This window comes from Paraburkholderia ginsengiterrae (assembly GCF_001645125.1).
Lineage (GTDB): Bacteria > Pseudomonadota > Gammaproteobacteria > Burkholderiales > Burkholderiaceae > Paraburkholderia > Paraburkholderia ginsengiterrae.
This window is the reverse complement of record NZ_LXKA01000187.1, coordinates 1-12,419: the sequence shown is the minus strand read 5'-3', so window position 1 is coordinate 12,419 and position 12,419 is coordinate 1. Positions and strand designations below refer to the sequence as shown.

Below are 12,419 nucleotides of genomic sequence, written 5' to 3'. Positions count from 1 at the left end.
GTTGTGGGTGGCGCACCGCGAGCTAAACCCGGCGGTGCGCAAGCGCCGCCAGCCGCGCGCGCTGCTGGCCTGAGGCGGTTATCAGTAACGGATAACCGACGCGCCCCACGTGAAGCCGCCGCCGACGCCTTCGATCAGCACGTTCTGGCCGCGCTTGATGCGGCCCTCGCGCACTGCGACGTCGAATGCGAGCGGAATGGACGCAGCCGACGTATTGCCGTGCTCGCCAACCGTGACGACCATGCGTTCCTGCGGCAAGCCGAGCTTGCGGCAGGTGCTTTGCATGATGCGGATATTCGCTTGATGCGGGATCAGCCAGTCGACCTGTTCAGCCGACAGATTGGCCTTTTCGAGCGCCTCGACCGCGACCTTTTCGAGCACGTTGACGGCGAGCTTGAACACCGCCTGGCCGTCCATATGCAGGAACGCGCTGCCTTCGATCACGCCGCCGTTGACATTGCCCGGCGTGCAGAGAATGTTCGAATGGCTGCCGTCCGCGTGCAATGCGCTGGCGAGCACGCCTGGTTCGTCGGACGCCTGCAGGATCACTGCGCCCGCGCCGTCGCCGAACAGCACGCAAGTGGTGCGGTCTTTAAAGTCGAGAATGCGCGAGAACGTTTCCGCGCCGATCACGAGCGCCGTACGATGCTGACCGCTGCGGATGAAGCTGTCCGCTGTCGCCACCGCGTACGCAAAGCCGGAACAAACGGCCTGCACGTCGAATGCCGCGCCGTGGTTTTTGATGCCGAGCTTGTTCTGCAACAGGCACGCCGTGCTCGGAAAGACGAAGTCCGGCGTGGAAGTGGCGACGATGATCAGGTCGATGGCCTGCGGGTCGATGTCCGCGGCTTCGATCGCGCGTTGCGACGCGATGAGCGCCAGATCGCTGGTCGTGACATCAGGTTCCGCGAAGTGGCGCGCATGGATGCCCGTGCGGGCGACGATCCACTCGTCGCTCGTCTCGATGCCTTCCCTGGCGAGGCGTTCTGCCAGATCCTGATTGGTGACGCGCCCGGGCGGCAGGTAGCTGCCGGTGCCCAGCACGCGGGAATAAATTGTCGATTGAGCCATTATGCCTTCGAGGATTGCGCAGCGTAGGGCTCGGCCGGCTGGCCTGCGATCGGGCTTGCGTGACCCGCACCGCTCGCGTCGCGCGCCGCCTGTTCGAGAGAACCTGCATTCTCTTCCATCGCCCGCGCAAGGCGCTCCAGCACGCCGTTTTTGACGGCATCATACCCGCGTTTGATAGCCCACTCAAACGCGTAGGCGTCCGCCGAACCGTGACTTTTGATCACCAGCCCACGCAGGCCAAGCAATGCGGCACCATTATATTGCCGGTGGTCGACGCGTTTCTTGAAACGCATCAATACCGGCAGGGCCAGCACCGCCATCACCTTGGTGAGCCACGAGCGGCCGAACTCTTCCTTGATGATATTGGAGAGCATCTGCGCGAGGCCTTCCGAAGTCTTCAGCGCGACATTGCCGACGAAGCCGTCGCAGACGATCACGTCGACCGTGCCCTTGAAGATATCGTTGCCTTCAACGTTGCCGTGAAAGTTAAGTGTACTCGCGCGCAGCAGTTCGCCGGCACGTTTGATGGTGTCATTGCCCTTGATGACTTCTTCGCCGATGTTGAGCAGGCCGATGGTGGGCCGCTCGCGGCCTTCGAGCGCCGACACGAGCGCGTGCCCCATCTCCGCGAATTGCAGCAGATGCTGTGGCTCGCAGTCGACGTTGGCGCCCAGGTCGAGCATCATCGTGTAGCCGTTGGGATTGGGCAATGCCGACGCGATAGCCGGGCGTTCGATGCCCGGCAGCGTCTTGAGCACATAGCGCGAGACCGCCATCAGCGCGCCGGTGTTGCCGGCGGAAATGCAGGCTTGCGCCTCGCCTTCCTTGACGCGGTTGAGCGCCACGCGCATGGATGAGTCTTTTTTCTTGCGCAGCGCGACTTCGACCGGATCGTCCATGGCGACGATCTCGGAAGCAGGGACGACGGTCAGCGCCGGCAGGTCTTGAGCCTTCAGCTTCTTCAGCTGCGCACGAATCGCACTTTCAATGCCGACGAGCAGCAGTTGCGCGTCGGGATGCGAACGAGCGAAGTTGACGGCCGCGGGAACGGTCACGGACGGGCCGTGGTCGCCTCCCATGCAATCTATCGTGAGCTTTACTGTCATGGAGTGCGACGAATATCAGGCGCCCTGCATGGAACCGCGGTCAGCGCCAAAGCGCCAACTGCGATCGACACAAAAAAGCGGCAACTGAATGCCGCTTTTTTGCCGAGCCGGGAAAATGTCAAGCGAGACGATCGCCACGCGAAACGCCAAAGGGCGCAACGCAGTGAAACGATTAGTCGTTCTTCGTCTTGACGACTTTCTTGCCGCGATAGTAGCCGTTCGGGCTAACGTGGTGACGCAGATGCACTTCGCCCGTGCTCGGTTCCACGGCCAGCGGCGCTGCCGTCAGGAAATCGTGCGAACGGTGCATGCCGCGCTTCGACGGCGACTTCTTATTTTGTTGAACTGCCATGACTAACTCCTAAAAATTTTCCGAATTCTAACACAGCCCGATCCGGTCTCCGCCACTGACCAAATGGCCAATGCGCCCGCATCGCGCTCCCATGCAACTGTTCAGTGCTTCTTGTCGTCCGGCTCACCGCGCTTGAGACTTTCGAGCGCCTTGAACGGATTAGGCCGCTCGGGCTCGCCGCCCTCATCAGCTTCGTCCAGCGCACCCTCGTCGCCCTCGCCTTCGGTACCCGCCACACCAGAGACGAGACTCTCGTGCACCTTGGGACAGACCTCGTGCTTGGGCACGAGCGGCAAGGAAAGCAGCAACTCTTCTTCGATCAAGTCGACGAGATCGAACTGGCGCGAGCCCACGATCACTTCGACTTCATCCTCGTCGAGCGGAAACTCTTCGGCTTCCGCCTCAGTGTTGACGATCCGGTAAGTTGCATCGACGTTGAACGTCTGCAAGTACGGTGTCATGCACCGCTGACATTCGAGCCAGGCAGCGCCGTGAATCGCCAACCTCAAATAAGGCTGGGGACCCTCGGTGCCGTCATCCTGCAATTCCGGCTGCGTCGCCCCTTCGGCTTGCCAGGTGAACGCGGTATCGCGGTCTGGCGCTTCTGCCGGGACTTCGTTTAACATGCGCGGCAGTTGCGAGACGCGCACGACACCCGCGGCCTGCCGCCCACTCCGCGCAAATTCGAACAGATCGAGTTCATGCGGGTCGTACAGACCAGCAGGGTTGCCAGGATGTTGAGTCATGTGCGCTCCTGCGTCGGCAAGGATTTCGCCGGGGTAATCCGGTTTGCGAAAGAGCCCGCGAGATCCCTGTTTTGTGCACGGGTCGAGCACAGGAGAGCCCCGCTTGCGCAATAGCATACCGATGAAAAGCCCAAAATCATATCCGTTTTATCTTTTCGAGTCAAACACTTAAGCCCGTACACGCGCAAGCTTTGCGCAACCCCGTACGACCCGCCTCTCTAGCCGTTGGTTGACCATGCAAGATTCCCCCAATCGCCCGCCACGCCTGATTCTGGCGTCGAGTTCGCCGTATCGCCGCGAACTGCTCGAGCGCCTGCGTGTCCCGTTCGATGTCGCCGTACCGGCGATCGACGAGACGCCGCTCCCCGGCGAAACGCCCGAAGCCACCGCGCTACGGCTCGCTGAAGCCAAGGCGCGCGCGGTGGCCGGAGGACTCGGCGCCGGCGAAGCCGCGCTCGTAATCGGCTCCGACCAGGTCGCCACTTACGACGGCCTGCAAATCGGCAAGCCGGGCACTCACGAGAAAGCGCTCGCCCAACTTCAGGCGATGTGCGGACGCGAAGTGCTGTTCCATAGTGCGCTATGCCTGTTCGACACCCGCTCGACCACGGCACAAACCACCGATGTCATTACCCGCGTGCAATTCCGTAATCTGCCGGACGCCGCGTTGAATGCCTATTTGCTGGCCGAAACGCCCTACGACGTCGCGGGCAGCGCCAAGTCCGAAGGGCTCGGCATCGCTCTGCTCGAAGCCATCCACTCCGACGACCCTACGGCGCTCGTCGGCCTGCCGTTGATCGCGCTGTCACACATGCTGCTTGCGGTGGGTTATCCACTCCTGGGGGCACAATGAGCGGCACGCTCTACCTGATTCCGAACACGCTCGGCGAAGGCGACACCGAGGCACTCGACGCCGTCCTGCCCGCGCCGGTGCGCGCCCGCGCGGCTTCGCTCCACTATTACATCGGCGAAAACGCGAAAACCACGCGTGCGTTCCTGAAGAAAGTCGGCACCGACCGGCCGATCCAGGACATCGAGATTCGCGAACTGAATGTGAATACACCGGCCGGCGAGATCGACAAACTGCTCGCACCGCTGCTTGCCGGCACCGACGCCGGCCTTGTCTCCGAGGCGGGCTGCCCGGCGGTCGCCGACCCCGGCGCCCTGCTGGTGCGCCGCGCGCATGAGCGCGGCGTGAAAGTCGTGCCGTATGTGGGACCGAGCTCGATTCTACTGGCGCTGATGGCTTCGGGATTGAACGGCCAGAGCTTCGCTTTCCACGGCTATCTGCCGGTCGACGCCAATGAACGGGCAAAACGCCTGCGAGAACTGGAGCAGCAGTCGCGTAAAGGCAAACAGACGCAGATATTCATCGAAACGCCGTACCGGAACCGCGCTCTGCTCGACACGCTACTGGCGACGTGCGCGCCGTCCACGCTTGTCTGCGTGGCCGTCGATCTGACGCTCGCGACAGAAACCATCGCCAGCCGCACCGTGACTGACTGGAAGAAGAAACCGGCGATCGATCTTCACAAGCGGCCGGCTATTTTTCTGATCCTGGCCGTATAAGCGGGACCGCGCCGCAGCCGGACGGCAAATAGAACGAAGCGGCAAACCCAGAAGGCACGCAAAAAAGCCCCGCGCGACCGTGACATAACGGCCACGCGGGGCTTTTCCAATTCAACCCAGCCGATCAGCGCAGATTCAGCTTTGCCCCAAGCGCCATTGCGTGCACGGCGCCGGCGCCCACCGCGGCGCCGAATTTGCGCGCAACGCGGTCCGTAATGCTCTCTTTCACCGTGTAATCGACGATATCCGGCGCCTTGAAGAGTTCACGCGCCACGTAATCCGCATCGCCAAATCCGTCGGCGAGGCCCAGCTCGACGCTCTTCTGACCCGTCCAGAAGAGGCCCGAGAACATGTCGGGCGTTTCATGCAGGCGCTTGCCGCGCCCTTCGCGCACGGCGTCGATGAACTGGGCATGAATCTGGTCGAGCATATCCTGCGCATGTTCGTCCATCTTCGGCGTTTCCGGCGAGAACGGATCGAAAAAGCCTTTGTTCTCACCAGATGTATGTAGACGGCGCTGAATCCCGAGTTTGTCCATCAGCCCGGTGAAGCCGAAGCTGTCCATCAGCACGCCGATCGAACCGACGATGCTCGCCTTGTCCACGTAAATCTTGTCGGCCGCCGCGGCCGCGTAATAGCCACCCGACGCGCACATGTCGCCGACCACGACGTAGAGGGGAATGGACGGATACTTGGCACGCAAGCGGCGAATCTCGTTGTAGATGATGCCCGCCTGCACCGGGCTGCCGCCCGGGCTGTTGCAGCGCAGGATCACGCCTGCCGTGCCGGCGTCGTCGAACGCGCCTTCCAGCGCGGTGCTGATATCTTCCGCGTTCGCGTTCGTATCTGCCGAAATTTCGCCGTCAAGCGCCACCATTGCCGTGTGACGGCCAGTAGCAACGACCTTGTCGCCCGAGAAGTCGATGGCGGCCCATATTGCCAGCAGCAGCACGATCAGAAAGAGGAACCGGAAGAAGATCTTCCAGCGCCGCGCCGCGCGCTGTTCATTGATCGCCGCCAGCGCAATGCGCTCGAGGGCAGCGCGTTCCCAGCCCGGCTCATCAGCAGGCGTGCGGGGGCGGCCTGTCAGAGACGGTTCCTTCGGCTCAGGAGTCAAATTGTCGGACATGCGGTGGTGTGGAAAGGTCGAAGATAAGAAAAATCAGGGCGTGGCTGGGCGCAGCTCGCCGTCGGGCAACCAGAACACCGCGCTGCCCTCGGGCGTCTCCCGTTCGTCCACCTGAAGCGGCCGCAACCTGCCGCCACGGCAAGGACCGCCCACGCATTTGCCCGTATCTGGCGCGTAAATCGCGCCATGTGTAGCGCACATCAAGTATAAACCGGACGACTCGAAGAACTGCCCTTCGGCCCAGTCCAGCTCCATTGGCACATGGGCGCAGCGGTTCAGATAGCCGTAGGCACGGCCATCATAGCGAACAAAAAACACCACGACGTCGTCTTTGCCCAGCTTGGCCGCATACCGCACGCCCGTGCCGCCGTCGACCAGCTCGGCCGACGCGCAAACGCGTACGGCGGCCGGCCCCGCCTCTGTCGAGCTCGTGCTCATGCGTTCTCTCGCAGCCAGCCGGACAGCGCACTCACGCTCGACGCCACGAATTTCGGCGACAACGCGCTCAACGAATCCGCCGGATGCGCGCCATAAGTCACGCCGATGCACGCCACGCCCGCGTTGATCGCCATCTGCAAGTCGTGCGTCGTATCGCCCACCATCACCGTGCGCACCGGATCCTGCCCCAGTTCACGCGTCAGCTCATGCAGCATGGCGGGATGCGGCTTCGAGAACGTCTCGTCGGCGCAGCGCGTGCCGTCGAACAGGCTGGTCAGGCGCGATTGATCGAGCGCGCGGTTCAAGCCGACGCGGCTCTTGCCCGTTGCGACCGCCAGCAGATAGCCCTGGTCGCGCAATTCCTGAAGCATCTCGCGCACGCCGGCAAACAGCTCAGTGGTCTGATCCTTCACCAGATAGTGGAAGCGGTAGCGCTCGGCGAGGCGCGGATAGTCCGCCGGATCGAGCGTGGGCGCGGCGATTTGCAGCGCATCGCGCAGACCGAGGCCGATGACATAGCTGGCGGCCTCGTCGGCGGGAACCGGCAAGCCGAGATCGCGACACGCCGCCTGGATGCTGCGCGTGATGTGCGCGGTCGAATCCATCAGCGTCCCGTCCCAGTCGAAGACGATCAGATCAAATTGCTCTCTAGCCATGCGGTGTCGTCTCCGGGTCAGACCCATTACGTAATTCGTTGAGTTGCGCGATGAAATTGCGGCATTCGGCCGGCAACGGCGCCTCGAATTGCAGGGGCGCGCCGGTGGCCGGGTGCGTGAGTTTAAGCCGGTAAGCGTGCAGGAACATGCGCTTCAGGCCCGGTTTGGCGTTGGCGCGCGCCAGCGCCTTGTTCAGCGCGAAGTCGCCATATTTGGCGTCGCCGACGATAGGCAGCGCGAGATGCTGCAAATGCACCCGGATCTGATGCGTGCGACCGGTTTTCAGCTCCGCTTCGAGCAGCGCGTACTCCGGCCACCGGTCGATCAGATTGAAAACCGTATGCGAGGCTAGCCCGTCAGGCTGCACGCGCACACGCCGTTCGCCGTCCGCAGTCAGATACTTGTGCAGCGGCTCCTTGACGGCGCGGCGGCGGCCCCAGTCGCTAGCCCAGTCGCCATGCACGCAAGCATAGTAGCGCTTATCCATTTTGTTCTCGCGAATCTGCTCATGCAGATTGACGAGCGCGGCGCGTTTCTTGGCGAGCATCAGGATGCCAGACGTCTCACGATCCAGCCTGTGCACCAATTCGAGGAATTTCGCCTGCGGACGCGCCTCGCGCATCTGCTCGATCACGCCGAACGCGACGCCGCTGCCGCCGTGAACGGCCACGCCCGCCGGTTTGTCGATGACGAGCAGATGGTCGTCTTCGAAAATGATGTTGAACTGCGCGGACGGCACCGGCGCGTGAGCAGCCGTGTCACTCGGCTGAGCGACGCGAATGGGTGGCACGCGCACCAGATCGCCCAGCTCGAGCCGGTACTGCGCGTCGATCCGGCCCTTGTTCACGCGCACTTCACCGCTGCGCAAGATGCGGTAAATATGGCTTTTCGGCACGCCTTTACAGACGCGCAGCAGGAAATTGTCGATGCGCTGACCGGCCGCGCTGTCGTCGATCTCGATCAAGGAGACCTGGTCGCTTGCGACCGATTTCTGGGATATTTTGCCTAACTCTTTCATTATGAATATAATTTGCCCAGCAGTCTGCGGCGGCCGGCGCAGTGACCGGAATTCGGGCGGATTGCGCAGGTGCAAGCGATAAACCGTTATTTTACTTGCGCCGGGGTCTGGTTGCTCACCCTGAAAATGAGATGCAACACGTTGCACGCACGAGGTCAGTGCCCGGCAGGGACGGCGCCCACAGGCGCGTTCGGTCAAGGCCGGCTTCGACGGTAACGGAATTTTGGTAAAAAAGAATTTAACTTTCAGCTTCGGTATCGGCGGTCTGACGCCCTGTTTTACGAAGCTGCAAGTTGCGAAAATACGGCGTGCGCCCGAGGCGTCTTGTAGAAAGTACAAGACATGGCGACGTCAAAATGAGGCGAGACACCCCCAGCAGGAAAAGACGCGCCGACTGCGCGAACTTCCCGCTGCGGCATGACCGCAGCCTCCGACCCTCCGGTCACGCGCCCAGTTGGCGCACCGGCGCGAGTGGACGGAAGCTGGTGAATGGTTTGCCGGCAGAACCCGCGGCGTGTCGGGTCGTTATTTGAAGCCGTGTTCGCATGTGCCCTGCGGCACCGCGCCCATTGTTAATGGGACCGGGCCCTCTCAGGCAATTCTCCCGCCATTTTTCCTGCTCCAGCGTGCTTGTGAAAACACAATAAGGCGCGGCCTATCCCTGCCCTCCATGCTCTCGCGACTGACAACCGCGCAGCTGGAGGCAGGCTGAGCCGCTCTGGAGCCGTTCAATGAAACGCATGTTGTTCAATGCGACGCAGCAGGAAGAACTGCGCGTCGCCATCGTCGATGGGCAAAAACTCATCGATATCGACATCGAAACCGCCGGGCGCGAACAGCGCAAAGGCAATATTTACAAAGGCATCATCACCCGCATCGAGCCGTCGCTCGAAGCCTGTTTCGTCAACTACGGCGAAGACCGCCACGGTTTTCTGCCGTTCAAGGAAGTCGCCCGTCAGTATTTCCGCGACGGCGTCGACATGCGCTCCGCGCGCATCCAGGACGCACTCCGTGAAGGCCAGGAACTGATCGTTCAGGTCGAAAAGGAAGAACGCGGCAACAAGGGCGCGGCCCTCACCACCTTTATCTCGCTCGCCGGCCGGTACCTGGTTCTGATGCCGAACAACCCGCGCGGCGGCGGCGTGTCGCGCCGGATCGAAGGCGACGACCGTCAGGAACTGCGCGAAACCATGGCGCAACTGCAATTGCCGGAAGGCATGAGCATCATCGCGCGCACGGCCGGCATCGGGCGCAGCGCCGAAGAACTGCAGTGGGACCTGAACTACCTGATGCAACTGTGGCGCGCGATCGAAGCCGCGTCGCAAAGCGGCTCGACCGGCCAGCCGATGCTGATTTATCTCGAATCGAGCCTCGTCATTCGCGCGATTCGCGACTATTTCCAGCCGGATATCGGCGAAATCCTGATCGACACCACCGAAATCCATGACCAGGCACGCGCCTTCATGGATATCGTGATGCCGGATAATGTCAGCAAGGTGAAGCGGTATCACGACGACGTGCCGCTGTTCTCGCGCTTCCAGATCGAACACCAGATCGAAACGGCGTATTCGCGCACGGTGCCACTGCCCTCGGGCGGCGCGATCGTGATCGACCACACCGAAGCGCTGGTCGCGATCGACGTGAACTCGGCCCGCGCCACCAAGGGCGCCGACATCGAGGAAACGGCCGCGCGCACCAACCTCGAGGCCGCCGACGAAGTCGCCCGCCAGTTGCGCCTGCGCGACCTGGGCGGTCTGATCGTGATCGACTTCATCGACATGGAATCGGCCAAGAGCCAGCGCGAAGTCGAACAACGCCTGAAAGACGCCCTGAAGCACGACCGTGCGCGCGTCCAGATGGGCAAGATCTCGCGTTTCGGCCTGATGGAACTGTCGCGTCAGCGTCTGCGCCCGGCCCTGTCGGAAGGCAGCCACGTGACCTGCCCGCGCTGCAACGGCACGGGTCACATCCGCGATACCGAGTCGTCCGCGCTGCAAGTGCTGCGGATCATTCAGGAAGAAGCGATGAAGGAAAACACCGCGGCAATTCATTGCCAGGTGCCGGTCGAAGTGACCGCCTTCCTGCTGAACGAAAAGCGCTCGGAAATCAACAAGATTGAGTCGCGCTTCAAGGTCAATGTCGTGCTGGTGCCGAACAAGCATCTGGACACGCCGCATTACAAGCTCGAGCGTCTGCGTCACGACGACGCGCGCCTCGACGACCCGCGCGCCTCGTGGAAGATGGCCGAAGAAGCGGCCCGCGAACTGGAATCGGAAACGGGTTACAGCAAGCGCACCGAAGAAGTGAAGCCGAAGCAGGAAGCGGCGGTCAAGGGCATTACGCCTGAAAAGCCGGCGCCGAGCGCGCCGCCTCGTCCGGCCGCCACCCCGGCTCCGGTCGCGGTTACGCCGGCGAGCGGCGGCTTCATCGGCTGGCTGAAGAACCTGTTCGGCATGCAGCCGGCCGCGCCGGCGCCTGTCGCACCGGCCACGACCGACAAGCAGGCGCGTCCGCAACGCGCCGAGCGCACGGAGCGCGGTGAGCGCACCGGCGAACGCGGCGGCGATCGCAACCGCAATCGCCGTGGCGGCGCCGGCGGCCGCGATGCAGCAGGCCGCGGCGAAGCCACGGGCGGCGGCCGTCAAGGCCAAAGCCAGCAGCCGTCGCAACGTCGCGAGGAACGCGAACCGCGCGAAGGCCGCGAAGTGCGTGAAGCACGCGAGGGCCGTGAGCCGCGCGAAATGCGTGAAGGGCGCGAAGCACGCGAGGGCCGCGAACCGCGTGGCAATCGCGAGCCGCGTGAAGCCCGTGAAGGCCGTGAGCCGCGCGAGGGTCGTGAAAACCGTGACCGCGACAATCGTGGCAGCGAGCGAGTGGAAACCGCGGAAGGCGCATCGCGTGGCGAACGTCAGGAACGCGGCGAACGCCGTGAACGTGGCGAGCGTGTGGAACGCGGCGAACGCCGCAAGCCGCAAGCGGAAACCCAGGAAGCATTGACGCAAACCGACGCTCAGCCGGCGGAAGATCTGGCGCAAAACCAGGCCGCCTTGGGCGAAAACGGCGTGCCGGTCGATCAGGAAGCGGTGGCGCGTGACGGTGAAGAGCGCCGTCGTCGCCGTCGCGGCCGTCGCGGTGGCCGTCGTGAGCGTGAAGAGGACGTGAACGGCAATCTGGCAGCGGACGTTGCGGAAGCGGAAGGCGACAGCGTCAACGTGACCGACGACGCACCGGTGCGCACGGCGCATCAGCCTGCCGAGCGCGAAGCCGAAGTCAGCGAGGCGAAGCACGTCGCGCCGGTGGAAGTGGCTGCCGTTGCTGTAGCGGCGGAAGCCGCTGTGGTGACCGAGCGGCATGCGGCCATCGAAACGCCGGCTCCGGCCGTCGAACCGGCCGAGAAGGCGGAAGCGGTGGTAGCGGCTGTGCAAGCCCCGGTTGCTCCGGCAGCCGTGGAGCCGGCAGTGGCAGAGCCGGTGGCGCAAGCCGCCGCGACGGTCGAGGCTGCTCAAGCCGCGCCGGCAGTCAGCGAGACGGTTTCGCTGGTCGAACCGGTTGCACACGTCGAAGCACCGGCGCTCGAAGCCCAAGCCGCGCCCGCACCAGCCGAAACCGCCGCCCCCGCTGTGGTAGCCGAAGCACCGGCCGCCGAGCCCGCACCGCAAGCCGAGATCGTCGAGTCGCAGCCGGTCGTGGCAGCGGTTGCGCCTGCAGCGGAACCGGTAGTGGCACCGGCGGTGGTCGAGCCGGCGCCTGTCGCCGCTGCGCCGCAAGCGCCGCAAGCGCCGCAGGCAGTGCGCTATACAGGCATTTCGGCGGAAACGCTGAAGCCAGTGCTGGAGCAAGCGGGCCTCGTGTGGGTGAACACCGACGCCGACAAGCTGCGCGCAGCGCAGGAAGCGGCCGCGCTGACGGCCACGCCGGCTCGCGTGGTTCGCGAACGCAAATCGTTCCCGCCCCTCGATAGCGCTCCGATGCCGCAGGTCGAAACACCCAAGCACCCGCAGTCAGCTGCCTGCTCCTCCCTCGTCAAACCCGCCCTGCCCCGCCGGTCTTTTCTTTTTGCTGCTACTCCCCTCGACCACGCCCCCCCGCCCGGCCAGCCCCCCGCCCTCGCGCGCCCTGCCCTTCTGCCCCCCCTCGCACGTGGCCAGCCCTTCGGCCCGCCCCCCCCCCCCCCCCACCTGCCCACACAACCCACCGCCCCCTCCCAGCGTCCCGCCCGTCACCCCCCCGCCCCGCTCCCGCCCCTCTCGCACTCCTCTCAAACCCCGCCTTCCGCCTCCCCCCGCCCGCACACCGCCACTCGTCTCTCCCTCGTCCTCCCCGCCTCCCTCTCA

At 63.9% G+C, this 12,419-nt stretch carries 10 protein-coding genes and 1 pseudogene; 3 read left to right on the top strand and 8 right to left on the bottom strand.

All coding sequences use genetic code 11. The features are described 5' to 3' along the window. Positions 1–81: 81 nt before the first annotated feature. From A6V37_RS14335 to A6V37_RS14320, 4 genes are all read right to left on the bottom strand, one after another. A complete protein-coding gene (locus tag A6V37_RS14335; protein WP_064286077.1) occupies positions 82–1,071 on the bottom strand; it encodes a beta-ketoacyl-ACP synthase III in 990 nt (329 codons plus the stop codon). Next, on the bottom strand, positions 1,071–2,177 hold the full coding sequence (gene plsX, locus A6V37_RS14330; RefSeq protein ID WP_064268454.1) for a phosphate acyltransferase PlsX: 1,107 nt from the start codon (positions 2,175–2,177) through the stop codon (positions 1,071–1,073). Before plsX ends, A6V37_RS14335 begins: the two co-directional genes overlap by 1 nt. A 172-nt stretch (positions 2,178–2,349) precedes the next feature. Continuing rightward, a complete protein-coding gene (gene rpmF / locus A6V37_RS14325) occupies positions 2,350–2,529 on the bottom strand; it encodes a 50S ribosomal protein L32 (RefSeq protein ID WP_006051932.1) in 180 nt (59 codons plus the stop codon). Positions 2,530–2,630: 101 nt separating this feature from the next. Continuing rightward, complete coding sequence (locus A6V37_RS14320; protein ID WP_064268455.1) at positions 2,631–3,275, bottom strand: DUF177 domain-containing protein; 645 nt, start codon at positions 3,273–3,275, stop codon at positions 2,631–2,633. Between the two features lie 235 nt (positions 3,276–3,510). Here A6V37_RS14320 and A6V37_RS14315 point away from each other — a divergent pair, with 235 nt between their 5' ends. Together A6V37_RS14315 and A6V37_RS14310 are read left to right on the top strand one after the other, a co-directional pair. Then, positions 3,511–4,128 carry a Maf-like protein gene (locus A6V37_RS14315; RefSeq protein ID WP_064268456.1) on the top strand — a complete coding sequence of 206 codons (618 nt, stop codon included), beginning with the start codon at positions 3,511–3,513 and terminating at the stop codon, positions 4,126–4,128. Then, complete coding sequence (locus A6V37_RS14310) at positions 4,125–4,844, top strand: SAM-dependent methyltransferase (protein ID WP_064268457.1); 720 nt, start codon at positions 4,125–4,127, stop codon at positions 4,842–4,844. Before A6V37_RS14315 ends, A6V37_RS14310 begins: the two co-directional genes overlap by 4 nt. Before the next feature lie 124 nt (positions 4,845–4,968). On the opposite strand, the gene A6V37_RS14305 is transcribed toward A6V37_RS14310, so the two are convergent. The 4 genes from A6V37_RS14305 to A6V37_RS14290 are packed head-to-tail and all read right to left on the bottom strand — an operon-like array spanning position 4,969 to position 8,085. Then, the gene (locus tag A6V37_RS14305; protein WP_064268458.1) at positions 4,969–5,973 is read right to left on the bottom strand and encodes a S49 family peptidase; all 1,005 of its coding nucleotides are present in this window, start codon (positions 5,971–5,973) and stop codon (positions 4,969–4,971) included. A gap of 33 nt (positions 5,974–6,006) precedes the next feature. Then, the gene (locus A6V37_RS14300; protein WP_064268459.1) at positions 6,007–6,411 is read right to left on the bottom strand and encodes a Rieske (2Fe-2S) protein; all 405 of its coding nucleotides are present in this window, start codon (positions 6,409–6,411) and stop codon (positions 6,007–6,009) included. After that, on the bottom strand, positions 6,408–7,067 hold the full coding sequence (locus A6V37_RS14295; RefSeq protein ID WP_064268460.1) for an HAD-IIIA family hydrolase: 660 nt from the start codon (positions 7,065–7,067) through the stop codon (positions 6,408–6,410). Before A6V37_RS14295 ends, A6V37_RS14300 begins: the two co-directional genes overlap by 4 nt. Then, positions 7,060–8,085, bottom strand: a complete 1,026-nt coding sequence (locus A6V37_RS14290) for an RluA family pseudouridine synthase (RefSeq protein WP_064268461.1) — start codon at positions 8,083–8,085, stop codon at positions 7,060–7,062. The genes A6V37_RS14295 and A6V37_RS14290 overlap by 8 nt, the downstream gene beginning before the upstream one ends. Before the next feature lie 731 nt (positions 8,086–8,816). Here A6V37_RS14290 and A6V37_RS14285 point away from each other — a divergent pair. Then, a pseudogene (locus A6V37_RS14285) lies at positions 8,817–12,086 on the top strand (Rne/Rng family ribonuclease); the annotation flags it as partial. Positions 12,087–12,419: the final 333 nt, after the last annotated feature.

Bases quoted from the DNA above. Each gene is read 5' to 3' on its own strand.
- A6V37_RS14335 (WP_064286077.1), bottom strand. From the start codon at position 1,071: ATGGCTCAATCGACAATTTATTCCCGCGTGCTGGGCACCGGCAGCTAC.
- plsX (WP_064268454.1), bottom strand. From the start codon at position 2,177: ATGACAGTAAAGCTCACGATAGATTGCATGGGAGGCGACCACGGCCCG.
- rpmF (WP_006051932.1), bottom strand. From the start codon at position 2,529: ATGGCAGTTCAACAAAATAAGAAGTCGCCGTCGAAGCGCGGCATGCAC.
- A6V37_RS14320 (WP_064268455.1), bottom strand. From the start codon at position 3,275: ATGACTCAACATCCTGGCAACCCTGCTGGTCTGTACGACCCGCATGAA.
- A6V37_RS14315 (WP_064268456.1), top strand. From the start codon at position 3,511: ATGCAAGATTCCCCCAATCGCCCGCCACGCCTGATTCTGGCGTCGAGT.
- A6V37_RS14310 (WP_064268457.1), top strand. From the start codon at position 4,125: ATGAGCGGCACGCTCTACCTGATTCCGAACACGCTCGGCGAAGGCGAC.
- A6V37_RS14305 (WP_064268458.1), bottom strand. From the start codon at position 5,973: ATGTCCGACAATTTGACTCCTGAGCCGAAGGAACCGTCTCTGACAGGC.
- A6V37_RS14300 (WP_064268459.1), bottom strand. From the start codon at position 6,411: ATGAGCACGAGCTCGACAGAGGCGGGGCCGGCCGCCGTACGCGTTTGC.
- A6V37_RS14295 (WP_064268460.1), bottom strand. From the start codon at position 7,067: ATGGCTAGAGAGCAATTTGATCTGATCGTCTTCGACTGGGACGGGACG.
- A6V37_RS14290 (WP_064268461.1), bottom strand. From the start codon at position 8,085: ATGAAAGAGTTAGGCAAAATATCCCAGAAATCGGTCGCAAGCGACCAG.